The sequence below is a fragment of the Saccharolobus solfataricus genome (assembly GCF_900079115.1).
Lineage (GTDB): Archaea > Thermoproteota > Thermoprotei_A > Sulfolobales > Sulfolobaceae > Saccharolobus > Saccharolobus solfataricus.
In genome coordinates this window covers 914,165-939,887 of sequence record NZ_LT549890.1, presented here as the reverse complement: position 1 = coordinate 939,887, position 25,723 = coordinate 914,165, and the positions used below count along the sequence as shown (strand labels likewise).

The 25,723-nt window shown below is 34.7% G+C and carries 29 protein-coding genes, 3 tRNA genes and 2 pseudogenes; 17 read left to right on the top strand and 17 right to left on the bottom strand.

What is annotated here, in order from left to right; genetic code table 11:
* Nucleotides 1-52: 52 nt before the first annotated feature.
* The 3 genes from SSOP1_RS05405 (at nucleotide 53) to SSOP1_RS05395 (ending at nucleotide 2,366) form a co-directional block, all read left to right on the top strand.
* Nucleotides 53-499 (top strand): glycine cleavage system protein H, encoded by a 447-nt coding sequence (locus tag SSOP1_RS05405; RefSeq protein ID WP_009989890.1) that lies wholly within the window; start codon nucleotides 53-55, stop codon nucleotides 497-499.
* Nucleotide 500: 1 nt separating this feature from the next.
* Entirely contained in the window at nucleotides 501-1,601 is a 1,101-nt protein-coding gene (locus tag SSOP1_RS05400) for a lipoate--protein ligase (RefSeq protein WP_009989892.1), read from the top strand.
* Between the two features lie 123 nt (nucleotides 1,602-1,724).
* Nucleotides 1,725-2,366: a hypothetical protein gene (locus tag SSOP1_RS05395; RefSeq protein WP_009989894.1), complete on the top strand. Its 642-nt coding sequence runs from the start codon at nucleotides 1,725-1,727 to the stop codon at nucleotides 2,364-2,366.
* On the opposite strand, the gene SSOP1_RS05390 is transcribed toward SSOP1_RS05395, so the two are convergent.
* The 3 genes from SSOP1_RS05390 to SSOP1_RS05380 are packed head-to-tail and all read right to left on the bottom strand — an operon-like array spanning nucleotide 2,356 to nucleotide 3,587.
* A complete protein-coding gene (locus tag SSOP1_RS05390; protein WP_009989895.1) occupies nucleotides 2,356-2,688 on the bottom strand; it encodes a hypothetical protein in 333 nt (110 codons plus the stop codon). The two genes, SSOP1_RS05395 and SSOP1_RS05390, sit on opposite strands and share 11 nt — an antisense overlap.
* A 39-nt stretch (nucleotides 2,689-2,727) precedes the next feature.
* Nucleotides 2,728-3,144, bottom strand: a complete 417-nt coding sequence (locus SSOP1_RS05385; protein ID WP_009989896.1) for an OsmC family protein — start codon at nucleotides 3,142-3,144, stop codon at nucleotides 2,728-2,730.
* On the bottom strand, nucleotides 3,141-3,587 hold the full coding sequence (locus SSOP1_RS05380; RefSeq protein ID WP_009989897.1) for a hypothetical protein: 447 nt from the start codon (nucleotides 3,585-3,587) through the stop codon (nucleotides 3,141-3,143). Before SSOP1_RS05380 ends, SSOP1_RS05385 begins: the two co-directional genes overlap by 4 nt.
* A 688-nt stretch (nucleotides 3,588-4,275) precedes the next feature.
* On the opposite strand from SSOP1_RS05380, the pseudogene SSOP1_RS17885 reads away from it, so the two are divergent.
* A pseudogene (locus SSOP1_RS17885) lies at nucleotides 4,276-4,470 on the top strand (hypothetical protein); the annotation flags it as partial.
* Nucleotides 4,471-4,665: 195 nt separating this feature from the next.
* On the opposite strand, the gene SSOP1_RS05370 reads toward SSOP1_RS17885, so the two are convergent.
* Nucleotides 4,666-4,739 (bottom strand) — tRNA-Ala (locus tag SSOP1_RS05370).
* A 94-nt stretch (nucleotides 4,740-4,833) separates the two neighbouring features.
* Nucleotides 4,834-6,363, bottom strand: a complete 1,530-nt coding sequence (locus tag SSOP1_RS05365) for an ammonium transporter (protein ID WP_009989165.1) — start codon at nucleotides 6,361-6,363, stop codon at nucleotides 4,834-4,836.
* Between the two features lie 308 nt (nucleotides 6,364-6,671).
* Between SSOP1_RS05365 and SSOP1_RS05360 the strand changes: the two genes are divergently transcribed.
* Both SSOP1_RS05360 and SSOP1_RS05355 read left to right on the top strand, forming a co-directional pair.
* Nucleotides 6,672-6,757: transfer RNA gene (locus SSOP1_RS05360), tRNA-Ile, on the top strand.
* 2,133 nt (nucleotides 6,758-8,890) lie between these two features.
* Nucleotides 8,891-11,185, top strand: coding sequence for an STT3 domain-containing protein (locus tag SSOP1_RS05355; RefSeq protein ID WP_010923180.1), 2,295 nt, complete (start codon nucleotides 8,891-8,893; stop codon nucleotides 11,183-11,185).
* On the opposite strand, the gene SSOP1_RS16245 is transcribed toward SSOP1_RS05355, so the two are convergent.
* The 8 genes from SSOP1_RS16245 to SSOP1_RS05320 are packed head-to-tail and all read right to left on the bottom strand — an operon-like array spanning nucleotide 11,175 to nucleotide 15,569.
* Nucleotides 11,175-11,345, bottom strand: coding sequence for an RNA-protein complex protein Nop10 (locus SSOP1_RS16245; protein WP_009989170.1), 171 nt, complete (start codon nucleotides 11,343-11,345; stop codon nucleotides 11,175-11,177). The two genes, SSOP1_RS05355 and SSOP1_RS16245, sit on opposite strands and share 11 nt — an antisense overlap.
* Nucleotides 11,342-12,142, bottom strand: a complete 801-nt coding sequence (locus SSOP1_RS05350; RefSeq protein ID WP_009989173.1) for a translation initiation factor IF-2 subunit alpha — start codon at nucleotides 12,140-12,142, stop codon at nucleotides 11,342-11,344. The genes SSOP1_RS16245 and SSOP1_RS05350 overlap by 4 nt, the downstream gene beginning before the upstream one ends.
* A 2-nt stretch (nucleotides 12,143-12,144) precedes the next feature.
* Nucleotides 12,145-12,342 (bottom strand): 30S ribosomal protein S27e, encoded by a 198-nt coding sequence (locus SSOP1_RS05345; protein ID WP_009989174.1) that lies wholly within the window; start codon nucleotides 12,340-12,342, stop codon nucleotides 12,145-12,147.
* A complete protein-coding gene (locus tag SSOP1_RS05340; RefSeq protein ID WP_009989178.1) occupies nucleotides 12,342-12,629 on the bottom strand; it encodes a 50S ribosomal protein L44e in 288 nt (95 codons plus the stop codon). Before SSOP1_RS05340 ends, SSOP1_RS05345 begins: the two co-directional genes overlap by 1 nt.
* A complete protein-coding gene (gene gins15 / locus SSOP1_RS05335; RefSeq protein WP_009989179.1) occupies nucleotides 12,626-13,081 on the bottom strand; it encodes a DNA replication protein Gins15 in 456 nt (151 codons plus the stop codon). The genes SSOP1_RS05340 and gins15 overlap by 4 nt, the downstream gene beginning before the upstream one ends.
* Complete coding sequence (gene priS / locus SSOP1_RS05330; protein WP_009989180.1) at nucleotides 13,071-14,063, bottom strand: DNA primase small subunit PriS; 993 nt, start codon at nucleotides 14,061-14,063, stop codon at nucleotides 13,071-13,073. The genes gins15 and priS overlap by 11 nt, the downstream gene beginning before the upstream one ends.
* Entirely contained in the window at nucleotides 14,029-14,766 is a 738-nt protein-coding gene (gene pcn2, locus SSOP1_RS05325) for a DNA polymerase sliding clamp Pcn2 (RefSeq protein ID WP_009989181.1), read from the bottom strand. Before pcn2 ends, priS begins: the two co-directional genes overlap by 35 nt.
* A gap of 35 nt (nucleotides 14,767-14,801) precedes the next feature.
* The gene (locus SSOP1_RS05320) at nucleotides 14,802-15,569 is read right to left on the bottom strand and encodes an ATP/GTP-binding protein (protein ID WP_009989182.1); all 768 of its coding nucleotides are present in this window, start codon (nucleotides 15,567-15,569) and stop codon (nucleotides 14,802-14,804) included.
* A gap of 54 nt (nucleotides 15,570-15,623) precedes the next feature.
* Here SSOP1_RS05320 and prs point away from each other — a divergent pair, with 54 nt between their 5' ends.
* From prs to rnz, 3 genes are read left to right on the top strand one after another with little or no spacing between them, the layout of a single operon-like run.
* On the top strand, nucleotides 15,624-16,499 hold the full coding sequence (prs, locus tag SSOP1_RS05315) for a ribose-phosphate diphosphokinase (protein WP_009989183.1): 876 nt from the start codon (nucleotides 15,624-15,626) through the stop codon (nucleotides 16,497-16,499).
* Entirely contained in the window at nucleotides 16,496-17,440 is a 945-nt protein-coding gene (locus tag SSOP1_RS05310) for a TRM11 family SAM-dependent methyltransferase (RefSeq protein ID WP_010923175.1), read from the top strand. Before prs ends, SSOP1_RS05310 begins: the two co-directional genes overlap by 4 nt.
* Nucleotides 17,437-18,312: a ribonuclease Z gene (gene rnz, locus SSOP1_RS05305; RefSeq protein ID WP_009989186.1), complete on the top strand. Its 876-nt coding sequence runs from the start codon at nucleotides 17,437-17,439 to the stop codon at nucleotides 18,310-18,312. The genes SSOP1_RS05310 and rnz overlap by 4 nt, the downstream gene beginning before the upstream one ends.
* On the opposite strand, the gene SSOP1_RS05300 is transcribed toward rnz, so the two are convergent.
* Nucleotides 18,313-18,750: an RNA-binding domain-containing protein gene (locus SSOP1_RS05300; RefSeq protein WP_009989187.1), complete on the bottom strand. Its 438-nt coding sequence runs from the start codon at nucleotides 18,748-18,750 to the stop codon at nucleotides 18,313-18,315.
* Nucleotides 18,743-19,309: an AAA family ATPase gene (locus tag SSOP1_RS05295; RefSeq protein ID WP_009989191.1), complete on the bottom strand. Its 567-nt coding sequence runs from the start codon at nucleotides 19,307-19,309 to the stop codon at nucleotides 18,743-18,745. Before SSOP1_RS05295 ends, SSOP1_RS05300 begins: the two co-directional genes overlap by 8 nt.
* 18 nt (nucleotides 19,310-19,327) lie before the next feature.
* On the opposite strand from SSOP1_RS05295, the gene thpR reads away from it, so the two are divergent.
* From thpR to SSOP1_RS05280, 3 genes are read left to right on the top strand one after another with little or no spacing between them, the layout of a single operon-like run.
* A complete protein-coding gene (gene thpR, locus SSOP1_RS05290; RefSeq protein WP_009989192.1) occupies nucleotides 19,328-19,912 on the top strand; it encodes an RNA 2',3'-cyclic phosphodiesterase in 585 nt (194 codons plus the stop codon).
* Entirely contained in the window at nucleotides 19,872-21,110 is a 1,239-nt protein-coding gene (cca, locus tag SSOP1_RS05285; RefSeq protein WP_009989193.1) for a CCA tRNA nucleotidyltransferase, read from the top strand. Before thpR ends, cca begins: the two co-directional genes overlap by 41 nt.
* Nucleotides 21,098-21,697 carry a serine/threonine protein kinase gene (locus SSOP1_RS05280; RefSeq protein WP_009989195.1) on the top strand — a complete coding sequence of 200 codons (600 nt, stop codon included), beginning with the start codon at nucleotides 21,098-21,100 and terminating at the stop codon, nucleotides 21,695-21,697. Before cca ends, SSOP1_RS05280 begins: the two co-directional genes overlap by 13 nt.
* On the opposite strand, the gene SSOP1_RS05275 is transcribed toward SSOP1_RS05280, so the two are convergent.
* Nucleotides 21,680-21,865, bottom strand: a complete 186-nt coding sequence (locus SSOP1_RS05275) for a hypothetical protein (RefSeq protein ID WP_009989197.1) — start codon at nucleotides 21,863-21,865, stop codon at nucleotides 21,680-21,682. The two genes, SSOP1_RS05280 and SSOP1_RS05275, sit on opposite strands and share 18 nt — an antisense overlap.
* A 208-nt stretch (nucleotides 21,866-22,073) precedes the next feature.
* Here SSOP1_RS05275 and SSOP1_RS05270 point away from each other — a divergent pair.
* Nucleotides 22,074-22,170 (top strand) — tRNA-Pro (locus SSOP1_RS05270).
* A gap of 33 nt (nucleotides 22,171-22,203) precedes the next feature.
* Here SSOP1_RS05270 and SSOP1_RS17580 read toward each other — a convergent pair.
* Nucleotides 22,204-22,290 (bottom strand): annotated as a pseudogene (locus tag SSOP1_RS17580) (putative integrase); the annotation flags it as partial.
* Between the two features lie 444 nt (nucleotides 22,291-22,734).
* Between SSOP1_RS17580 and SSOP1_RS18035 the strand changes: the two are divergent.
* Genes SSOP1_RS18035 through SSOP1_RS05255 form a run of 4 tightly spaced genes read left to right on the top strand, consistent with a single transcriptional unit; the run spans nucleotide 22,735 to nucleotide 25,018 of the window.
* Nucleotides 22,735-22,992 (top strand): hypothetical protein, encoded by a 258-nt coding sequence (locus tag SSOP1_RS18035; RefSeq protein ID WP_231918209.1) that lies wholly within the window; start codon nucleotides 22,735-22,737, stop codon nucleotides 22,990-22,992.
* Nucleotides 22,985-23,284, top strand: a complete 300-nt coding sequence (locus SSOP1_RS18030; RefSeq protein ID WP_012717535.1) for a hypothetical protein — start codon at nucleotides 22,985-22,987, stop codon at nucleotides 23,282-23,284. The genes SSOP1_RS18035 and SSOP1_RS18030 overlap by 8 nt, the downstream gene beginning before the upstream one ends.
* Before the next feature lie 41 nt (nucleotides 23,285-23,325).
* On the top strand, nucleotides 23,326-24,411 hold the full coding sequence (locus tag SSOP1_RS05260; protein ID WP_009989199.1) for a hypothetical protein: 1,086 nt from the start codon (nucleotides 23,326-23,328) through the stop codon (nucleotides 24,409-24,411).
* The gene (locus tag SSOP1_RS05255) at nucleotides 24,404-25,018 is read left to right on the top strand and encodes an ATP-binding cassette domain-containing protein (RefSeq protein ID WP_009989200.1); all 615 of its coding nucleotides are present in this window, start codon (nucleotides 24,404-24,406) and stop codon (nucleotides 25,016-25,018) included. Before SSOP1_RS05260 ends, SSOP1_RS05255 begins: the two co-directional genes overlap by 8 nt.
* Nucleotides 25,019-25,723 lie beyond the last annotated feature (705 nt).

Sequence of the window (25,723 nt, the reverse complement as noted above, 5' to 3'; positions counted from 1 at the left end):
TTCTAAAGCAAACTTTTTTAGTTAATTAGACTTATTATATTACTGACCAAACATGGTAGTTGAATCGAACTGTGAAATACCAGAAAATCTTTATTACTTTATAGAAGGTAAAAACACAGTTTGGGCTAAATTAGAGAGCCCAGATACAATCGTTGTAGGAATAACTGATCTTGCACAAACGATGGCAGGAAAGATAGTTAAAGTAAGGATAAAGAAAAAAGGCACCAAGGTAGAGAAGGGAAGACCAGTAGCCACTATGGAAAGTGGGAAGTGGGCTGGACCAGTTCCGGCACCAGTAACTGGAGAAGTTGTTGAGGTTAATGCAGAGGCTGAGAAAAGTCCAATCATTATAAATCAAGATCCATATGGAAAAGGATGGTTAGTAAAGATGAAGATGAGTAATCCAGAGGAGTTAAAACAACTATTTAGTGGCCAAGCAGCTATACAGAAATTGAAGGAATTAATAGCCTCTGAAAAATTAACATGCAAGAGGCTATAAAATGAGTTGGAGATTTGTCTCTCTCCCTCCTCAAGATGGCTATCACATGGTAACTTCATTTGTATCGGTAGCGGATTATGTAAATAGAGGAGGAAAAAATACATTATTGGTTTTTTCAGTTAAAGAGCCTTTTGTAAATGTGGGAATCCACCAAGAAGTATGGCTAGAAGTTGATTTAGAATTTACTAAAAAGATGAAAATCCCAGTCGTTAGGCGTGATTTAGGAGGAGGCACAGTAGTAATAACACCAGGTGAGCATGATTATTTTATTGTTGTTAGACAAGAGGACGCACCAAGAAATCCAAGTGAATTATATAAGAAATTCCTCACACCCATAGTAAACGTTTTACGTTCATATGGGTTAAAAGCCGATTTAAGAGATCAAGATATAGTAGTAAATGGAAAGAAAATAAGTGGAAATGGCGCGATGACACACGGTAATTCAATCGTAATAGCCGGCAACATTTTGTTGAGTCTAGATATTGACCTAATTAGTAAATGTATAAGGGTTCCAACAGAAAAGTTTAGGGATAAAATGGCTAAGGATATGTCAGAGTGGTTAACATCATTAGAGAGAGAATTAGGATATATTCCGCCTAAGGAGGAGATTAACAAGAAACTTAAGGAGGCTTTTGAAAAGGAATTAGGTATAAAATTTGAGGATTCGACGTTAACGCCAGAAGAAATAGAATTATGGGAGAAATTGGCAAGCGAAAAAGCTAAAGAGGAATGGATATTTTACAAAGATAATAGGCATCGTGATATTCACACGGAGAGATGCGTTAAAATTTCGTCTGCGGCAGCTCTTTGCCACCTTGACTATAAGGCTAGGAAGTTGCTAAGAATTACCCTTAAAATAGCAAATAAGAAAATTGATGAAATATCAATTTCTGGTGACTTCTTCATTATGTCACCAAATGGGTTCATAGAATATTTGGAAGATAAACTAAAGGGAGTATCAGCTAATATGGAAGCGATAAGAAAAACGATTCTTGATACATTTAACGAGAAGAAACCAGTAATATTTGGTTTCAATGAAAATGATCTAATAAGCGCAATAATGGAAATTATGAGTAAACCTGAAATACAAGAGGTTATTTAAATTTTTACTTTATTTTCTTAATATTCCACATTACTTAAAGTCAAATAGTAATATTTAATAGATATATAGTAGTGTAAAAGAAAAGAAAAGCTTTTTTACTTATAAAAGAAACATAATACATGTATGAAAGAGATTGATTTGACAGAAGAAAAAGATGCCAATGTTAGGAAGTTTATTGTTGTGCAGAATCTACAATCTGATGATACTGAGATTGTATTCAAAGTGGATAAAGATGGGAAAAATATGATAGAAGATCTATGTCATGAATTGGAGTACGAGTGTGAAGAATACGAAAAAGATGGAGTATATTCTGTAAAAATAAAGAAAAGTACTGAAGTAAAAGGGTCTGTAAGTGATGCTACCGATTTTCTTGTACCTTTACCGCCCAAGAGTGTTAATGAAAAAATTCTGAATCCAGCAATTTTGACATTATTTATACCGCAAATTAAAGCAGTTTCTAGCATTAGAGAAAGAATATACCTATTAAGAATTAAGTGGGTCATAAGTTGGGATACTCCTTTAACTGTATATAGTGTAAAACTCGATGATAATAGGTACATAGCTAGATATTATGCGTCACAAAAAATCCCATTATTTGTTGTTTCATTCGGATTTGACTTTTATATAATGTCAGAAGGTACTGGAAGTAGGATAAAAATGAAAGAGTGGTATAAGGGACCCTTTAAACAACTAGCTAAAGGCGAAATAGAAAAACACTTAAAAAAGGCAAAGGAGGTCTTACCTGAATTTCTAATTAAAATTTAACCAGTTCCTTCAGACTATTTATTTTCTCAATCAATTCCTCTATGTCCTTTACCTCATTGGCAAGTTTCTGGTCTTGTTTAATAATATTGATTAAACTTAATAATTCCTCCCAGTAATTTCCCATGTATACTTCTGGATTATACTTATGCATGGTTATTATCTCGGTTAGAATTCCTAGTCTATTAATCACACCCATATTCTTTAATTCTTGCTTATATTTTACCATTAAATCGTTAATAGAATCTAGAAGCATCTGAATATAGCCTACGATTTCTCTTCTCTCCCTCTCTCCAGTTCCCAATATGCTCTCTTCGACTGTCATTAGTATCCCCACATAAAAATAAATTAATAACTAAAAAAGTCAACTTTTAATTTTCCAGTTAATATTTACTTTAACACTTCTAGTTAACGTATCCCTCATTGGACATCGTTCTTCAGCTTCTTTTAATATATCGCTAATTCTACTATCTTTCGAATAAACTATTAACTCATAACTAACCTCCAATAAACCTGGAGGAACCTCTTCTACTCCTTGAAACCCTTTAGTATCCATTTTTCCTTCAATGTAACCTTCAATAGAATTGATAGTAACACCTTTTTCTCTCGCAATATAGTAAACAGTCAAGATAAGACAAGATATTGCAGAAGCTAGGCAGAATTCCTCTGGGGTAGGGTTATCAGAGCCTAATAAGCCTACCTTTATCTCAGTCCCGTTCAGATCCACAATGACTTTATCTCCATCTAATCTACCTTCTGCAGTAAACGTTATCACTGTCAATTTATCACACCAATATCTCTTAATATTGCTACCTCTATTCCATACTTAATGTATAATTTCGTTTTCTCTTCTTCATTAAATCTCCTTCCAAATTTTTCCTCAAGCTTGTCTATTTGCCTAGTAAGCACTGTGCTAATGTTAGTCTCTATGGAGGGTTTATTCACTTTAAATGTATAATAAATATCCAATAGTAGATCATACATATCCTCGTCTAGATTAAGTAAAAAATCTTCTACTGCGGGAATAAGTTGATTATTAATTTCAATCATCTTGGCCTTAAAATAAGGTCTCCATGTTAGCATATGTGATTTCACGAACTCCCATGAGGGAGGAAATCCCTTATATTCATCAGCATTAGGTACATTTACAACCTTATAGTCCTTTCCGTTAATCTCAACTATCGCCTCAACTTCAAGCTCTATATTTCCTACCTTTTCTTTCATATCAATTTTCCTTTACATCCTAACAGAAAAATTTTTTTCTATCTCATTTATCAAATTAACAATGGTGATTATATGCCAAAAGTAGAAGATCCTTGCATACGTGAGTGCTTCTCATTAAATAGTCAATGGAAATTTGTAGATATCTCAGAATGTATCGCAAAATGCAAAGAGATAAATATAATAAAACCATAACTAACTTTTCCCATGGAGTTTTAGGTTCATAAGATTTCATGATATAATATTAGTCCTTTGCCCTTCAGCTACACCAAAGTCACGGACAAACTTGTTCACCCTCCTATACCCCTTACCGGATAACTACACCCATTCACTATTTGGAAAACCTTATACATCTTATTTCTGGCATTACCTATTCGTGATATATGAACATTGGGTGATTCATCTAAGTTTTCTTCTCTAATGAACTTCTATAAAAACTTTACAGCCCGTTCGAAACTGCTAACTCAAATTTCTTTTTTGTTTCCCTTATTCTCTTTCTAGCCTAAAATCGCTATGAGGAATCACTCCTTTCTTCACAATCCCAACTTCCTTCTAAAACGTGACTATAGAATATGAGGCTGCAAGGTTTCTAAAGACTGTAACACATTTGCATAACTTTTAAATACTTTTAATCATTTCACAATATGATCTTTATTATGATTATGTTTATATATTATTTCCTCTACATTATAAATTGATGAACTCCATACTGATGACGGGCTATGCTCACGAGGTATTGGGGGCGACAAATACGGATGGGAGGGTAGTGGTGTTTCCCTCGACTAGCCCCAATGAGTTGAGGGTGAGTGTGTATGAGCCCTCAAGAGGGGTGCCCGTGGCGGAATTAGAAGTGGTTAAAAGTAAGCAGAAGTTACGCCACGGGTAAACACTTCCATCAAATTACTCAAGATTGAGCATTCAATGTTTCTATATCGGTACTAAACTATAATATCGATGATAACTAGACTGACGTAGTCCTTAGTTTGTGATATCTTCCTCTTTATTCATATTTATTCCAGTGTTTTTATCAGTGCTACAATGGATCATCATAATTCAAGCCGCCCATCGGTCATCATAATAATGGACCGGCCGGGATTTGAACCCGGGACCTCTCGGGTGCGAACCGAGCACTCTTCCAGGCTGAGCTACCGGCCCACTAATTAAAAAATTAAATATACAAGTTATTAAGCGTTCATACAATACGTGGAAAAGCAGAGAATAAATTACTTAACAAAAAATATATTTCTATTTATTCTTCACTATTCTCCTCCTTTTCTTTCTTAGGTAAAACGACTGACTGTTCCTTAGATTTAGCGCTTTCTGGAATTGTAGCTAATAATTCTGAATATGCTACCTCTCCGTGCATAGCGTAATCTCCTATTGCTAGTTCTTGAGGTGGCGCTTGTAATGGTATAAATAATCCTATAAACTTTAGAAGGCCAAAAGTTATTGCGAAGTCATATACGAATACTATTACTGCTGCAAGTGCTTGAATTCCTAGTTGATACCAATTCCCATAGAGAGCTCCTGTTAATCCCGGAGCCACAAACTGTGTGACTGCGGGATTTGCAAAAACTCCAGTTAATAAACCACCTACTATTCCAGCTATACCGTGAGTAGAGAACACACCTAAAGTATCATCAACTCTAAGCTTTGGCTCTAACCAATATAATGCCATCCATGGTATACTTCCAGAAAATATTCCAATTAATGCGGCTTCCCATCCGTTTACATAACCTGCAGCTGGAGTAATTGCAACTAGGCCAGTTATAGCGCCACTAGTAGCTCCAATTAATGTTGGTTTTCCAAAGAATTTCATATCCATCAACATCCATACTACAGCACTAACTGCGGTAGCAATATTCGTATTCAGCACTGCGATTGCAGCATCCACTGTAGCTCCTAATGGATCACCGCCATTGAACCCATCCCACCCCAACCAAATTAAGCCAGCTCCAACTAAAACTAAAGGTAAGCTATGCGCCTCTAATTTTCTTTCAGAAGCTAATCTAGGACCTATAGCCAACGCTGCAGCTAGAGCTCCTACTCCTGCATCTACATGTATTACATAACCTCCAGAGAAGTCTACAGCACCTAATTGATTTAACCATCCTCCTGCAAATAACCAGTATGCAACTGGACTATACACTAGGAGAGACCAGAAAGGTACAAAAACCATCCAAGCTTTAAAGTTCATTCTTTCTAATACTCCTCCGGCTAATAATATTGGCGTTATTGCAGCAAAGACGAATTGGAAGAATATAAAGGTAGCGGTTGGTATATTAGCGTGAGCACCACTAGGACCATAGGTGGTTTGTGAAGCTTCAAAAAGCCCTCCCCATGCGGGAATAGGATATCCGAATATTCCATAACCGTGAATGGAAACCAGTGCGGGATAACCGAAACCAAAACTGTATCCGGCTATTATCCATATAACTAACACTGCCGCAAATGCATAAAATATCATTAATGCAGAGTTCACTGCATATTTCTTTTTAGACAATCCAGCATAATATAACGCAACACCAGGAACGCTTTGCAATCCTACAAAAGTCGCTGCAGTTAACATCCACGCATTACTTCCAGTATCAAGCCAAGATGGTACTGCTGCAGCTGGATAGCTAGACGTTCTGTTAAGAATTGATTGCACTGATTGATTTAGTTGTTGAAGTGCAGATGAATTTGTTGTAGTTTGAGAATGTGCTAAAATATTTGAAAATAAAAGCATTACCAATATTACTTGGCCAATTAACAGTGCCTTGAATTTCCACGATTTCATCTCTATCTAGGTAATCAGATAAAAAATAATTATTAAGGATTGCTATGGATCTACATAATAACTTTTCATTAATATGGCTATATTTTTAAAATATATTCGTGTATATGGCAAACTCTTAAAGCTTCTTTCTAAACTATTTTCATATTACTTGAATAGAAATGTTACATATTATTTAGATTTTTCAATATTTGAAAATCAGATAGTCTTGTCTATATTCAAGAATAACTTAGTATCTTGTCTTCAGACTAAGAGGAAGCAACTAATGCTAAGTAAGCTTTATATTATGAAATTTAAGATATAGATTAAGAGGGCCCGTAGCTTAGCTTGGTGGAGCGCCCGGCTGATAGGGTGCTCAGAAACCGGGAGGTCACGGGTTCAAATCCCGTCGGGCCCATTACTCATGTTTTCCGTTACTACAAATTTTGCCACTAAGGTATTTACGTATATAAGATCACTAAAATTATAGTATTTATGTAGGACTAAAACATCTCCCTTCTTAGGAATGTATGAATAAACGTTAAAATAGTTTACATGAATTGAGCCGTTATCCAGATTCACATTTTCATACCACCAAGAGGTTACCCTAAACGATTCAATATTAAAAAGCAAATAGGAGCTATTAGAGCCATTTAGTATTATATAAGGTAGAACGGATGTTTTATTATAAAAATTTGGGATAGAAAAACCGGTGAAAAGACCGTAGGTCCAAGGAATCCATTTACCTAGAAAATAATATGAGCCGTTAAACGTAGTATACCACAGATTCCAAGATACTATAAAAACCATTTGCATGAAAGCTTGATATTCACTACCCTCTTTACTTAACAATGCCATTGTGTAATTTTGAGCTGGACTAGAGTAATTAATCTGCATAGAAATTTCAGACGAAAGTAATAGCAATTCCCAACTTAAATACACACTATATTTTTCATCTGTAGTAAAGTTTTTCACGATTTCGGTAAGTAACCTATTAAGACCATAGTAGTAACCTACTTGCTGTAAATAAATGTTAGCATAATTGTTCTTATATATCTCAGTATATGGCTTGTGATTAAAAACCCAGTCCGGTGGAGTCTGGATAATATGATATTGAATAAAAAAATTCAGTACAATGAGTCTAAGGTTTCCATTATATATAATATGTTTCTGCGGATAAATCACTATATATCCTGGGGACCAATACCTATCAATATAATAATTTCCCACTTTAACATTATCATAAGTCAGTAAACTGATGTTGAAAACTTTGGGAGAAAAGCTAAATTCCTCTAAATCTAACGTAAAATTAAAATGCCTTTCTTGTGTTGTATATATCTTGCTGCCGTTGAGTAAGATTAAAGTCGCAGGGGATGATCCATTATAAACGTCTACATTTAGAGAGAGATAAGCTGAATAGTTATAGAAATTATACCCGAAAGATTCTTGGTTTACCTTAGGTGGATAAGAGGGAGTAAGCACACAAGAATTGTTGCCTATCTGATGCTCTACTGAATGCGTAGATAGATAAAGCGTTAAGGGAATACTTAAGCTTTGATTATAAACTACGTAAGTTGAAATAGTACTTGGGGATACACCCCAAGGTTTAACTGCTATTCGAAAACTCAAAGACCCTTCATAATAGTAGTGTGAATTGTTGACAACCATATATTTATTCAAATTCAATGTAGCAGTATAGTAATAGTAGGATTCGTTCTGGGATATATTTCCTCCAAAATGCCATTCAATATCAGTGAAGTTCCAACTAGCGTAACTCTGGATCGAAAATGAGTTCGTAATAATAAAGGAGAAGGTTGCGTTTATCTTATCACTTGGAGGATAGGAGGTATAAAAGGGAGAAGCATAAATATCTGAAATATTTAAATATATTTCTGTGACATTAGGTTGTTCTGCTATATTATCGTAATAGTAGGGATTTAGAAAGTATACAGAATAATTTTTAGTTACAGTATAATTGGAAAAGAAACCCGCTAAATCCGCAACACTCCAATAAGCTTCTGGACTTACTCGACTTGCATTAAGTTTTAAAATACCGATAATCTGCTGTAAAATTGGCTTTCCAGATGTATTGTAAATGAAGAGTGCCCTTGAATCATTGGAAGTTAATGAAGAGTAGTTAATACTTACTGGGAAACTTTTGGCGTATTCTATAGGGTTAAAATTGTAGATTGGCCCAAGCAAGAAGGAGGGGTAGAATGTTGATAATGAAAACGGCATATAGAGAAAGAAGTAGATAACAAGAATGTCAATGAGTATAATTCCTAAAGCAATGAAAGCGCTGTTCTTTATCATGTCAATTAAGAGCTTTAATTAAAAATGATCCTCTGTGAACTAAAACTGTAAGTATGCTTAGATGCTTTTATGGAGTTATGAATTTTTGCTGCATTTGAAGGATGTTACAAATCTAAATTGACATACAAATACTAATTAAAATGAAGATAATAGTAGTTTATGGAAAATATTCAATGGATCAACCAGGCAATACTTGGAATAAGTTTAATAAATGTATAATACCTAATACACTATAGCCATGCAATCAGTTAAGGGACTGAGAAGAGATTTACGAAAAATGTCATTCATAGACTTACCTCTAATAGTGGGTCTTTCATTAGTGTCAATATTAATTAGAAGCCTAAGCGCTAATTGGCCTTTAGCAGTTAACGAATTCGATCCTTGGTATCTCTTCTACAACGCATTGCTGATAGCGCAAGTTCATGGAAATTGGTATGCAGTACCTCCAGACGTACTGGGCTGGTTCCCGTGGGGGTACTTTATTGAACTCGGGAATACTATAGGCTTGCCATTCTTGGTTGCATTAGCCTCTTTACCCTTTTATGGAACTTACGGAGCAAATGCAGTATATACGGTAGCGATATTTTCTGACATTTTATTAGCTGGACTAGGCGTTATAGCATCATATCTTTCGATAGAATCAATTACTAATAGTAGATTAGCCGGTTATATGGCTGCAGCAATAATAGCAGTTTCTCCTGCATTAACATATAAGAACTTGTTAGGTGGACTTCCTAAGACATCGTGGGGTGCGGTATTTATACTATTTGCAATTTTCCTCCTAAATCAAGGTTTAAAGAAGAAGAACATCTGGTATGGCATACCGGCAGGTATAGTGCTATTTTTAGCCGAGATTTCTTGGGGAGGTTACACCTATATTGACTTAAGTTTGCTTGTAGCAGCGTTCTTACTAATTCTCTTAAATAGAAATGACGAGATTACTGCAAACCTTTACACAATAATGGTAGTTGTAACTTCGTTTCTAACTTCCTTGGCCCCAAATAATATAGGTTTCATGTCGGGACTAGCACATGGCTTTTCCTTACTTTTGATCTCCGCAGTTCTTTATCTAGACTTATATCTATCCAGAACACTTCCTAAAGAAATCGTAGATTCAAGAAATTTAATAGTAATTGCGGTACTAATTTTTATACTTACTTTAGGATTGTCTGGGTTATCAATACTAAGACCTACATCAGCCCCAATACCCTCAAGGTATTACGCTATAATAAATCCGTTTTATCAGGTTACAGTACCTATAGATAAGACAGTAGCAGAATATATTCCTCAACCAATAACCGCAATGATCCAAGATTTCGGAATAGCACTATTCTTATCAGTCATAGGAATGTACTACTTGATAAGAAGAGGAAACCTAGTGGGTTTATGGCTATTAGTGTTAGGAGTTGCGAGTATATTTGGCACATCAGAACAACCATATCTATTTAACTATACAGCCTATATGGTAGCTACATTAGGAGGTTTAGGAGTATACTATATTTCAGATAACCTACTAAAGGGAGTTAAAAATGGGAATGGTAACAAAATATTGGTAGGTTTCATTTTAGCGCTAGTAGGGATATCCTTAGTAGCAGATGCTGGATTAGCAACGCTAGCAAGCAACGAACCTCCAGCAATAACCAATGCAGCTACCAGCTTCCTGACAACTAATTATTCTTGGGTATCTGCAGCAAATTGGATAAGAACACATTCTCCACAAAACGCATTTGTATTATCTTGGTGGGATTACGGATATTGGCTAGAAGTTTTAACAAATAGGAGTGTCATAGATGAAAATAATACACTTAACGGGACACAAATTAGATTAATGGCTGAAATGTTTTTGAACAATGAAACTTTCGCTGCTAATGTACTAGAAAACGATTTCCATCTATATCCTTACGGTAGTCCAAACTATACCATACCAGTTTATATAGTGGCCTACGATGCTGTCACGTTTGTGTATGCTGGTAGCCAAGCTCAATGGTATGTTGGATATCCGCCTAGTTTTCCTGGAGCATTCTTTGGATACACAACAAGTTTAGGAGATATTGGAAAAGCTATGGGGGCGATGACAACGATAGCTGGATATCCTTTAGATGAATACGTAAATCTAACTGAAATAAATAATACGATAACACAAATAATTAATACTTATGCCACTACTAATCCAACTATTGCTCAGACCTTAGCTTCACAAGTTTCACAAGCTGAACCATTTGCGTGGACTCCTAAGGCCTATAACTCACTTATAGTCCAAATGTTCATTGAGAGTCTATATCAGATAGGATATGGACAACCTATTGCTCCATTTACAACGCAAATAGTCCCTACCAGTTCTGGATATACGATAACGGGATCTCCATTACCACGTGTTCAACTAATGTACTTCCAACCTGCATATATAGCATTATTCCCAGTAGGAAATGGAGGTGCGGGAGGATTGTACTACACTGTTTATATAATGGTAATGGTATACCAGTTTACCCAGCCTGGTACAGTATTAAAACCTACAGTAATGGTTAACAGTTAAGCGTTATTCCTTTTTTTAATTCGATTCTATATTTTACGTATTTGTCTTCCGGAGAAAATCTGGATGGATGAGGGATCACAGTTTTAGAGCCACATATTTGGCAAGTATCTTTAAAAGTATAGATGTTGTCTTTAGGACATTTCCTCATTTTCCACTTCATTTCTTAACCACACTTATATCTACGTTTTCTTCTTTTCCTATCTTAATTAAATTAGATATAATCTGATTTAGTGCCTCTGAGGCCTCCTTTGGATTAGTACCTACTACATCAACCCTATATCTAGGGGCACCAATAGTATATATTTTAATATTTAATAGGCTCTCATAGTCTTGTTCTATGTTTTCTAAAGCCTTAGAGATCACTTCTTTAATCTTTTCAACTCCTAATGGCTCATTTGTCCTAACTGTTATAAGACCAGACATTTTCACTTTCCTTTCCTCAGCGTGCTTTGAAGCCTCTTCTAGTAATGGCTTAACCCAAATTTCTGGGACTCCTGCATCAATTAGTATTTTCTCTCCTTCTTTAACAGCTTTTTCTATTGCTGTAATAGGGTCACCATACTTGGCTTCTAATTTCCACGCAACTTGTTCCCACGCATCTTTTTCACTTAATTTAAGTTTTTGCGATACTAGTTCCAAAATCTTATCTAATCGTTGGATTTTCTTCCATTGTAAATTCTTCTTTCTTCTCTCGTCATCGGTAACTTTCTTTAATGACACATCTACAGTACCTTTTCTCCTATCAACCCTAATTACTTTTACTATAACTTTCCTATTTTCCTTGAGAACATCCCTTATATTCTTAACCCATTTGCTACTTACTTCACTCCAAGGCAAAAAGGCCTGTAAACCCCCATACTCGTCTAAAGAAACATAACTACCATAATCAAAAACTTGTTTTACAGTTGCAATTAAAATTTCTCCTTCTGAGGGTAGTTTGCTTCTACTGTAAATCATCTTTAACCCATTATTCTAACTACTTCTCCAACTATTTTTGCTTTACCGCCCATAGAGTATACTAACTCAGTCCCACAACTTAGACATCTAACTGGAAATGTAGCATGACTAAATATTGTTTGTTCATTACCACAATTTGGACACTTTACTCTAAGGAATCTACTCTTTGGCTCTGGAATTAGGACCCTTAGTTTTCTCATCACTTAGCCACCTCTACTAATTCTAACTTCTTTACTCTAATTCCCTCTTTTACTATAGTGTAACCACACTTAGAACACTTCAAAACTAACGTTTGCTTCTTTGTAACTTTTGCAAATCTCTTCTGTTCTGGTTTTCTTTTACTTCCATATCCAATATTCTTTCTCTCATATCTTCTCTGTCCTTCAGCGAGATTTCTTCTCTTACCGCTCTTGTATAGTGATACAGAGTGATCTGTATGAGTCTTACACTTTGGACAATATGTGCTGATGACCTTAGGGACTTTCATAATTGTTCTTCAATATCTATCTTATAGGGAGTTAAATAACTTGCTATTATTAATGGCAAGGCTTCTCTCATAGGTAAAACCAAAACATCTCCCTCATTAACCCTGTGATCATTATATATTAATGGTTTCTGTACTATGCAATAGATTTTATCATTATAAATTATGTATCTGCCAGTTAATAAATCAACGTAAAATTGTTTTAATATCTTAAAAATATCGAAGATAAATTCGTCAAACCCTTTGCCGACCTTTCCCTCTAGAACTTTTGACAATCTTAGCTCAAATAACGATTCAGCCAGCTCTGAAAGAAATTTCAATTCCTCCTTTCTGATTTCAGAACTAACAAAAGTTTTAGATTTCTTAATGAGAGTGATGTACTTGATTATTTCCTCTAGCTTAATTTCAGTAATTTCTTCCTCTGATAATTCCTTTTTAACCAATTCATCTAACATAAGCCTTTACCTCACCCAAGTTTCTCAAATGAAGATAAATCCCAATACTAGATTTAATCTTAATTGGTATACCCCTATTTAACTTAATGATACTACCTAAAACCTCAGTCTCTATAGTAATATACGGCAAAAATATCGTATATCCCGTAAATGGAGATAAAGTCTCATTAAATTCAAAATCATCCAAATTAGGTACTCTCTTAACAATTAATCCAGATTTCCCATGTAGAGAATTTGGAATCCTAATTAGCCTCTTAACATCAATAGTGACTTGCTCATCAATAGTAACCCCATTTATACCGCGATTTTTCCTTCCAACCCATCCCGGAGCATTTTCACTACCACCAGGGTAGCCTGGAACACCAATACCCATGACGTACTCGGCAATTTCTTTCCTTTCATCAGAATCTAATAATGCACAATTACCATAACAATCGACTTGTACGTGAAAACCTCTATTTCCAGAAAAGTAAACCTTAGGTTTTAATCCGAAGTCATCCTCAAGAATTTCAACCAAGTTTCTAGTCTGTTCTAAACCCCTTTTTATACACTCGCTAGTCATCTCAACATACTCTAAAGTCTCTACGTTATCTCTCTCACATTTCTCAGAAACTACGGCATTACCACAAACTGGACAAAACCTAATTGACCTTAATTTGCATAGGTGATCAGCATCTATATCAAATAACAAATCGGACCCCATCCAAGCTTTCTCCTCCATATTTCTAGCGCTCGGTAACTGATACCTAGCTGAAGAGTAAAATAAATGAAGTGGTAAATTTCTGTTAACTAAGTAGTCCCTTAATTCTTCGCTAGAAGAGAAGGAAAGATGCCTTACGTAGGTGTCTGAGCCAAATGGTTGGAGAGCAAACTCCCTTAATTCCATATCCTTTGGCAATTCCAATTCCGCATTTAAATAGTAGTTCCTAAAAAAACTCTTTATTAGATTAGTCTGCCCTTGGTGCAATGTAAAAGTCCCCATAGCCTTCCTGCGGTAATTTAAATCGAAGCTTCAAAGGAATTTGAGAACCAAAATACAATTCCATTGAATCGGAAGCTCTTCTCATTTTAGTTGTATTCGCAACGTATTCCATCCCATAACTGCTACTGACATCTGCGCCAGAAGCTTCTAATAACGTACCGTTATCCGTTGACAACTCTACTTTTGCAGTGGAGAGGTCTCCAATAACTTCAAAATAAAGTTTATTCTCCTTGGAGTGTATATTCAAAACTTCACCTAAATCAGATAACTCGTCAATTATATCCGCAAAAGTTATAGTGAGTAGTTGAGCCTTAAATGGAAACTCTAAATTGACTGAAGGCGGCTGTGTAGATTCAACTTGAATTAATGGAAGCTCGAAAGATCTAGTGAATTCTCCATCAAAAGTAAGTGTTAATTTAGATTCGTTCGAGGATAGTATTAACGTATCGTCCTTTAAAACACGTTTTAGTATATCATTTACATCCTCTAACTTAAACCCTATTATTTCCTTCTCTTGACTAACTTCAAATCCCTCAAAGTAACTCGATGGGAGAAATATATCTAGAAAAACTACTCTTGAAGGATCAATTCCGCTAACTCTTATACCCTCCTTAGTAACAATAAAGTTGGCTTCACTCAAGAAGTCACCCACAGTTCTTAATATATAAGAGAATGAGACAGCGTCAATTACCTTAGCTTTCATCATCTATTTAATTTAGTCTATAGGACTAATAAAGCTTATAACTTAGGATTAGACTCTTCAGTTAAATAATCCTCACCACCAGCTATTACTCTTTGAATTTCAGCGTAGAGTTCGTTAAATCCCTTGCCCTCTTCTGATGACATGGGAATTAGGTTATAAGACAAGCTTTCTATTAATAAATTAACTAGCTCAAGGGAATACTCATCTAACCTACCCAACTCGTCAATCAAATTCTCAGCATTATCTCCCCACGCCAATATCTGCTCTAACTCCTTTTCTGTCAGAAGATCTATCTTATTAAGTATATTGATAATCGGTAAGTCCAACCTAAATTTTATGGAACTTGAAAGAAGTAATAAGGATATAAAACTTCTAGCTTCCTTAGCTAAAAAAGAGTCTAGAAGAAATAGTCCCAATGCCTTATTATTTCCTCTAATTAACTGGGAAATTAGCCTACCAGTATCCCTATACGCAAATAGCTCTATTTGTCCAGGTGTATCAACTAGTACATAATTAGCTTCAATTTGATCGATTTCCGATTTGATCTCAGACGCCTTAGTCAAAATTAAATCAATAGATGCTATTAAACTAGAATTAGGCCCTAAATGATAGTTTTGCATCACCTCATATGCGTCAACATAATCTCTAACATCAAAATCGGGGGTATAAGGTAAGTGTTCAACCGCTGGATCCAAGTTTATTACTGCCGTATCCATCTCTTGATCAAGTAAATAATCTTGTAAATTTTTTGTCAAGGTTGTCTTTCCTGATCCCGCAGTTCCAAGTATAAAAACATAGTACATATCTCTTTTCACTCAGCTTTTAATCTTAAAAACTTCCCCTTAAAGATGATAATAATGATAATAATAGGTGGATCAGCCACTAATGGAATAGACGAAAGCTTATCAAAAATATTATCCATACCTTTAGTAAAAGTGGAAAACAAAATATTTCCCGATGGGGAATCTTACATAAGAGTACCCTCTTCAATAAGAGATGAAGAAGTATTATTAGTACAGACAACAGATTACCCACAAGATAAACATCTAATAGAACTATTTCTAATTGCAGAAACAATAAGGGATCTAGGAGCTAAAAAACTGACTGCTATAGTACCATACTTAGCATATAGTAGACAAGACAGAAGATTCAAAGATGGAGAAGCAATTAGCATAAAAACAATCTTACATATACTGAGCGAAGTAGGAGTTAACACTTTAGTAGTAGTAGAACCACATAAGCCAGAAGAGTTATCGTACTTTAAAGGGGAACTTAAGATAGTCCATCCTTATCATCAAATTGCGAGAAAAATAAAAGAAATTATCGAAGACCCATTCATATTGGCACCGGATAGAGGAGCATTAGATAGAGCTAGAAAAATCGCTGAGGAAATTAATGCTCCGTACTCTTATATCGAAAAGGAAAGGGATAGAACAACGGGTGAAGTCAGAATAAAAGAGGCGCCAAATATTAACCTAAAAGGTAAAGATGTAGTTATAATAGACGATATAATTAGCACAGGGGGCACCATAGTACAAGCTACACGCTTAGCCTATTCATTAGGTGCTAAAAGCGTTACAGCAGCAGCAATTCACCTATTGCTAGTAGGAGGTGCAAAAGAGAGATTAAGAGAGGTGGGAGTAAAAACGTTAATAGGAACAAATACCATCAATGTAAATGATAAAGATATAATAACTATAGACGTTTCACAATCAATAGCACTAAGCTTATGAAAACTACATCCTATGCCGTATTAAAAGGGAACAACTATTTTTTGTCATTGGCCGAATTGAGAGCTCTGCTTAACGATGATAACGCTGAGATTAACTATTTCACTGGGGTAGCAATATTCGAAGGAAATAAAGGAGACATAGCTAACAGATCGGCTAGAATAAAAAGAAGTGGCGAACTTGTGTATATCTCAGATGATCCGAAAAAAATTAATGAGATGCTAAGAGGGGGATGTTTCTGGATAAAGGAAGACGTAATAATGGGCTCTCAAAAGGATAAGTTGAATGCAATAAATTACGAGATAAAAAGAGGAGTAAAAGTGTCGAAGGAATGCGAGAAAATTGACATAATACTAACTGACGGAGTGATTATATTGGGAAAAATAAAGGGACAAATTGACTCTAAAAGTCTCCATGAACACGAGAAGAAACCATTCTCTCAGTCTGGAACAATGAACCCTGAGACTTCGAGATTACTGGTAAACCTCTCTAGACCTAAAAAAGAAGTACTTGATCCTTTCGTCGGTACTGGATCAATATTAATAGAAGCAAGATGGTTGAACTATGAGTGTATAGGAAGTGACTTAGATAAAGCAATGTTACAAAAGACCAAAATAAACCTAAATTATTTCAATTACTATTGTAGTTTATTATTCTCTTCTGCTACTAATTTACCATTTCGCCAAATAACGTCAATAGCAACGGATCCCCCATATGGAAGATCAACTAAAAATAAGGGTGCAGAATTAACCCAACTCTATGAGGAATTCTTTTCCTCAGCATCAGAGACGTTAACAAAGGGTGGATTTCTGGTCTTCGCAACAGACTCACGATTCAATTTTATAGATAAATTAAAGGAAAATAGTTTTATTATAAAAGGTCTACATTACTTATACTCACATAAGAGTTTAACAAGGGCAATTTACGTGGTGCAGAAAAAGTGATTCAAATATTCTTTTTAGGTACGGGAGCAGGTTCCCCTTCTAAGAAGAGAAAATTACCAGCATTCTTGGTAAGGAGAGAGGGAGTAAACATTTTATTAGACTGTGGAGAAGGAACACAATATACGTTAATGAACTATAAGTTAGGAATAAATTCAATAAAAATCATAGGAATATCTCACATGCATGGAGATCACGTATTTGGACTACTAGGAGTGATTGCAAGCATGGGTCTTCTAGATAGAAAGGAGACATTATATATACTAGGCCCAAGAAAACTTAAGGATTTCCTATACACATCCTTCGAATACTCCAAATTCAATCCTTCATTCAAGATAGAGTTCATAGATAACTATAATGACGAGAATATTACAATTTCTACATTTAAAACTTGCCATACCATAGAGTCCCAAGGATATTTAATCATGGAAAAGGATAGAGTAAAAATAGATGAAGAAAAATTAGAAAAAGAAAAAATAAGAGATTGGAGAGTAATAAGAAAATTAAAAGAAGGAAAGACAGTGGAGTATAATGGCAAGTTATTAAAGCCTGAGGACTATTTAGTGATAAAGAGAGGATCGAAAGTAGCCTATACTGGAGATACTATGCCTTGTCAATCTGTAGTAGACTCTGTTAAAGGTGTCGATATCTTAATTCACGATTCAACATTCTTAGATGAACCCTCAGCTTATACGTACGGACATTCAAACGTAACAGATGCTGCAAAAATCGCTTTGGAAGCATCAGTTAAACTGTTAGCATTAACACACATAAGTCCCAGATATGAGGACGTAAGTGAGCATTTAAAAATGGCTAGGAGAATTTTCCCGAAATCCATTTTACCAGACGACCTATCTTACATAACTATTAAGTAGTTAGACATCTGGAGGAACGGGGTTATCCCAAAGAGGTACTCCATGAGCCGTTTTTGGAGCTAACCAATCGACTATCTCTTTAGGATTTTGGTATTCTATATAAAATTTGATTGCTCCAAGAGGAGATTCCTTATCGCTATCGACGAAGCTTAAAACACCAACTGCTGCAGCTTGTTTATGTATCATAAAAGCTATTGTGTTACCCTCTATTCCCTTCATCAAGTATTTCCTAGCAGAATCCAAAATTCGTTCATTCCTTAACACTCTATGAAATTTTAGTAAGCTTTTAAGTGTTCTAGCTTCTAAAACTAAAATATCAATAATTCCTTCCTTTCTCGTATTCATTTTTTCAAAATCAAAGAAGTTTGAAATTGCTGAAAGAACCTTATTTACGTCCTCTGAAGGTCTAACCTCTGCGACTACCATAACTTTAACCATTTTTTAACACTCTATCTGTCACTTCTTCACAGCGTCTCTTAAATTCCTCGTAGTTTGAATCATTAGTTATAATATAATCTGCCATAGCTATTACTTCTCCGATACCCAATTTCAATTCCTCCCTATCCCTTCTTATCAACTCAGAAATCTCCTTAGAGTCATCACTCCTTAACCTCTCAATCATCCTCTTATATCTTATCTTAGGCGGAGAGTGAACTGCCACAATGTAAACACTGTCACCTAAAAGCCTTTTAAACTCCTCAACTTCTGCCAAACTCCTCACGCCATCAAACACTACTAGATCATGGTTACTAGTTCCCAATTCCTCAACACAAAGTCTTGCAACCACACCGTCTCCATAAATTTCCCTTAACCTCTTTGCAAAATCCATTAACCTCTCTCCAGGTTTAGCCTCAATGGAGTATCTCTTCCTTACTACATCACTCATCACTATAACCTTTGCTCCCCTTTCCTTCAACAGCTTTGCAAATTCACTTTTTCCAGATCCTGGCATTCCAGTAATTAGAATGACTTTAATTGTGACCACCAAATAACTCATTATAGAGGTTTAAAAATTATGAGGCTCTTTATAGGCATAGAAGTACCGCAATCCCCAAAACTGCTTGAAATATTCGAGATAGTAAAAAATGCAGGAGCCGACATAAAATTGGTCGAACCATATAACATTCACATTACACTATTATTCCTAGGCGAAGTTAGAGAGGATAGAGTAGAAGAAGTGAAAGATTCAATGAGTGGGTTAAAATTCAATAAATTTAAAGTTACACTAAAAGGTTTAGGGGCATTTCCAAATTTAACAAGACCAAGAGTAGTTTGGGTTGGAATCGTTGAGGGCCAACAACAGCTTAGACAGATTAGATCTTATATACTTAACGAGCTATTAAAGCGAAAAATTAGACCAGAAGACGATAAGGATTTCTCACCACATTTAACAATAGGCAGGGTAAAAAGCTACAACTCCATTAGCAACCTCATAAATACGATTAACGAGAATATGAACGTGGATATTGGAACCTTTGAAGTTAATAATGTTGTTCTCTTTAAAAGCACGTTAACTCCAAAAGGTCCAATATATGATAAACTATTTGAAGTGAGTTCAATTGATAGAGGAGGAAGTACTGAAGATAATAAAACCCACTGAAGAAGACAAAAAAGGAATAGAAAAAGTATTGGAAATCATTAGGGAAAGGTTAAATAAATTAGATTTCGAGGTCGAGGGATCATTTAGGAAAGGAACTTGGCTAAGACAAGATACAGATATAGACGTCTTCGTATTTTATCCTAAAGATGTTGGAAAAGAATATCTAGAAAGAAACGCTCTAAACGATATTATTAACAGAATAAAAGATCTCGATTATACTTTAGCATACGCTGAACATCCGTATGTGATAGTCAATATAAATAACGTAGAAGTAGATATAGTCCCAGCCTTGAGAGTGGAAAGCGGAGATAAGGCAATAACTGCAGTTGATAGAACACCATTCCATACGAAATACGTTACTTCCCACTTGGACGAAAGAGGAAAAGATGAGGTTAGATTACTTAAAAGGTTCATGAAAGGAATAGGCGTTTACGGGGCTGAATTGAAAGTACAAGGATTCTCTGGATATGCAACAGAACTCTTAATTATATATTATGGAAATTTTAGAAAAGTTCTAGAAGAGGCCTCAAAATGGAAGCATCCAATAAAAATAGAATTAACGAAACCAATGAAAATTTTTTCTGAGCCATTAATTATCCCAGACCCAGTAGACCCTAAAAGAAATGTAACCGCCGCAGTGTCATTAAAAAATATAGCGACATTTTCCATTGCCGCAAAATATTATCTAAAAAACCCCTCTATAGAGTTCTTCTTTCCATCAAAAAAAGTAGAGGAAAAAGTTAAGGGAGACGTGCTAATTTTAAGGTTAAATTTGGACGAGAAGAGTTCAGAGGATATCGTATGGGGTCAAATAAAGAGAAGTGTAAACAAAATAGAGAGAGCACTAAAACAATATGGTTTTAGAGTAATCGATGTACAAGCATGGGGAGATACCAATAATATCACTATTGCAGTACAACTGGAAAGTAAGAACATTGGACAGTATTATCTAAATATTGGACCACAATACTACTCAGGAACTATAGAAGATTTTATTCAGAAAAATGATAATATATGGGTTGGAGAAGATGGAAGATTATACTCTATAAAAGAGAGAAAGGAATACGATGCAGAGACAATAGCCAAAAAGAATATAGTTCTAAAGGTGAAGTACAATATCGAGAGTTATTGGCTACAAAACACGGAAGATCAACAAATAATGAAATTCTTGAGGAAAACTCCAACTTGGTTAAAATAAGCTGTTTTATCTACCCTACTTATTCTAAAGAAGTTGAAGAAGAGCTAAGAAAGGCGGGATTTGATTACGCGTACTCATTTGGTCAAAAGAACTTAGGGAGTTTAAAAGTATTAGGGAAAGGAAAAACTGGAATAGTAGTATTAGTTGAACCATACAAAGTCCTAAAAATAAGGAGAACAGATGCTCCTAAAGAAACCTTAGAAATTGAAGCAAAATTACAAATCAAAGCCGGAGAGGAAGTAGCACCAAGGGTTTACGATTACGGTAAGAATTTTATTTTAATGGAGTATATACATGGGAGAAATTTAATGAAAAATGAGAGAAGAGAAACAATAATTGATTTACTAGAAAGAGCTAGAATTCTTGAAGAGAAACTCATAGAGCATAAAGAATTGAGTAGACCATGGAAAAACGTAATAGTCTCGTATAACAGAACGTATATTATAGATTACGATTCTGCGACAATAAAAGAGAAACCCAGAAATGTCACAAAACTACTTTCAAACTATCTAAATAGGCGTGACTTGGGGGTCAAGTATTCTAAATCTGAAATAACTTTTGACCAGCTCTTATCTCAGTTGTTCTAAAACCATAACTTTTGTTGTCTTCTTTTTAAGATTTATCTTTATATCGTTTAAAGTCGGGATACCTAACTCATGTCCACATCTAGGGCATCTGCCTCCGAATATTGATTTAATCTCTGAGGGAGTCCTCACACCATAGAAATCTTGTCCAACCTTTTCAAACTTATGCAATATTGTTCCACAATTCCTGCAAACGTATTTTATCGGAATTGATGACCACCTATTAACAACTATTTACACCATTTAATATAGCACAAACTACTGTGATACTCGTTATACAAACGTATTAAATAGGGAGAGAGAGTAGACCGAAAGTAAAAGTATTATGTGAGTATTAGAAACGAGTTAATTTTTAAACCCTCCCTCTATCTTTATTAAAGGGGCCGTAGTCTAGCTTGGACTAGGATGCCAGCCTGGGGATACTACCCTAACCACCAGAACGCTGGTGGTCCCGGGTTCAAATCCCGGCGGCCCCATTGTGGGGGGTACCCCCCACCCCCAATTCCATTACTTTCTTTCAACTTCAGATACGATTCAACAACGTCAGCTAAAGGACCAACGTAACGCTCCTTTACCTCACCGTTTATCGTTTCCAACTTATAGACATAATACCGCCCTTTTCTCTCACGTAAAATATAGTCGCCATATTTATAGCGCGTCTTATCTTTCGTCAGTTTTATGCCCCGTATTATGGTTGCTAAAACGGGCTTATAAGCATTGGGAACCCGTTAATTTTTGCAGTCAAAACGCGTTAAGTTGAAAGAAGACAGTAAAGATTCATAGTGTCGTTATTAACCTTTAAATTCAAGGAACAGCGTTTTTCCCAAGAATAGGGGAATGGAGTACTTGATTATGTCCTAAATACTCGTAATAGGAAAAATAAATAGGTTAACGACAACATCAAGGAATAAAAATTACCTATAATATCTATATATCCAAAACTAGATTTATAAGGATAGATTTCTAACTTTAAACCTATCTTACTAAGTATTATGAGAGTAAAAAAAGTTATAAATTATGGTTTAATATAGTGATATAAAATGGGGAAAAAGTTAGTTCTAAAAGCTGTAATATTATTAGCTATAACAGTACCTATAATCTCTATAATCACATTAGCTTTTGAGAATAACCCTTATTTCGCATGGTCTAGTGGAAGTGTTGCTATAGGCTCTACGGCATATGGTGCGGAAAGTATAGAAGTTTGCCCAGATAATGTAGGCCCGATACCTGTACCTACAACTGCTGTAAACTTCGCTGTTGTTACTAACTACAGTATTAACGGAGGTAGTTATGCCTAAACTCCAAATAACTGGAGAAATAGGTGGTATTCCGCCAGTTAATGTGGTAGCTGCTAACTGGGGTAATGTTAAAGTATGGGCTGCAGCTTATTATTCAATATGGTTTATTACATCACCTGAAACTATCGGATACTACATAGCGCAACCCATTCCATCTAACACAAACCTGATAGGACAAGTGGATTATGGAGCAGCAGGAGCAATAAATCTTAATATAACACCATGGTGGGCTCGTTCAGTATCAGTAGGTTCAGGGTATTCATATTCCTATCAGACATTATCCATAACTTAAATCTTTTTTCTCAATCTGATTAAATATATTAGGTGCTAAATATGCTTAAATCTATTTTTAAACAATTCTTAACAAGAAATAGTATAAGAGATTTAGTAATATTTTTATTAATTCTTTTATTATTTCTTCCAATCTTGCACCTTTTCTTTTTTGCCTTATTTAGTTCCCTAACCATATATCAAGTTAGAGCAACGAGTTATAGCAATCTATCTGTGGTAAGTATAGCCGGTAATAACAATACTTTAGTAATAAATCAGTTAGAAAGGCTCTTCGGTAATAATTCTTTAGCACCTTTTGGATATATTTATATAGGGGCTAGACTTGGTGGAGCTACAGTTGAGGCTATTGCAATAAATAATTTAAGTTTGGCTAAGAAAATATTTCCTATTTCCTCTATGATCGCAATAGGTAGATATCCAGAATATGGAGTATATTTGGTAGCTGGTAAAATGAATCAGCTTAATCTTCAGCTAGGTGAGAACGTTAGTGTATATATGGGAAAAAATATCATAAGTTTAAGAGTTGTTGGAATATTATATAACGCGTTCTTTTCCGCAGAAGGATTTGCTATCTTACCTTTAACTAATATAAACTACACTATAAACTCATTAGATAATGTTATAATTCTTAAAGATAATTATACTGCTTTAAATGAATTCAAAGCTTTCTTATCTAATACAAAATACGAAGGTTTACCGCTTTCAGACTGGTATTCTATAACTCGATTTGGTTCCTCGTTTACATTTTCGTATTTTCAGCTTAACTCATTAAGGACTACCTCAGAAATAGTCGAAACCATTTACATTCTGATCTCATTACTCCTTATATTTAGAATTAGAAGTAGATTTTCAAACGTTCTGGCACTATTCATAATTAATGGAGTAGACGAGAAGAGAAGTTTTAAGCTGCTAATATTACCGTTTCTGGTAATAGGTATAATTCCATTAATAGTATATATAGCTTATTATTATTTATACGATGTCTACTGGTATCCATTATCGGTCGTCTATCCATTCATAGCTGGACTAATTGGATTATTAGTATCTTCTATTTTGATTGAGTACTATACGGTGTTTTCTGCTTACAGTAATCAGCACAAATTCCTAAAGGTGAGGAGTATTGAGTGAGATAGTTAAAGTAGATGTTTTTAAGAAATTTAAAAATTTTGAGCTAAAAGTAAATTTCAGTGTAAATGAAGGAGAGAAAGTTTTAATTCAAGGTCCAAATGGTTCTGGTAAGACTACTTTACTATATCTAATTTATGGCGTGTTAAATCCAGATTCTGGATACGTAAGGGTATTTAATAAGAATCCAACTGTAGAGCTAAGAAAAAGTGAAATGTACATGCTAGAGGAGTATTTAATATTTCTAGAAAATGCTAGTTTAAAGGAAAACTTAGAGTTCATAACGTCATTAAGGGATTTTAATATAAATAAAACAGAGGAGCTAATTAATAAATTCGATCTACCTCTTTATAAGAAATCTTACCAACTAAGTTCTGGTCAGAGAAGGTTATTTAAATTAGCTTTAGCCTTCTCTGCCGAGGCCAAATTACTACTACTTGACGAGCCTACATCTAATTTAGATATAGAAAATTCTAAAGCGGTCAAGGATATGATAAGGGAGTATAGCGGTACAATAATTTTTGCTTCTCATGATCTTCTGCTCAAAGAATCATGTGATAAGACAATATATTTAAGAACAGGAAAAATAGAGCGAATTGAGATTAAATAATTTATAAAGTGCAGTTTTTATTATTTATTTTTCCTTTAATAAAAATACGCGAATTTGGTATATTTATTACATTATAGTATATATAATCGCCTTAATTTAAATACTTACTACAAAATTAAACATCTAGAGAGAAATAATTTATTCTTACCCAGTTAGGTTTCCCATTACCTTCAAGTAGCTAAAATTTTTCTATATCTAATGATTTGTTAAATCATTCAATTTTCTAAGATACCAAGCTCGTTAAGTTTTTTAAATTCAAAATCAAACTTTGATTTAAAAGTAAGTCACGCTAGCTTTGATAAAATTATATTCTGTCAAACAGAATTAAACGTTAGCGTGTTACTTTAGTTAGCAGATACTTAACATATTGTAGTTATTAAAAAATCTATTATAGAGGTAATAAGGTTTGTTTGGTTGCGGTTTTCATAGTATCGTAATTTTGGGTATAATTCTTTTAATTAAGGAAAATCTCTATAGGGAGTGGAATCTAAAGAGGAGGATTTTTGCGTGCTTTATTTAGATAAATGCTTTTGTAGATTGCTTTAATCCAATCAAAATTTTTACTGATATTATCCACGAATTCCGTTCTGATCATCTTGGATGAAGTCTTGTGATGAGGCTTATTTACCGCCATAACATATTCTTAGCATCTCTTCGCTTATTTTCCTTTTATTTATCTAAAATTCAAAGAAAGCCTTTGCGTTA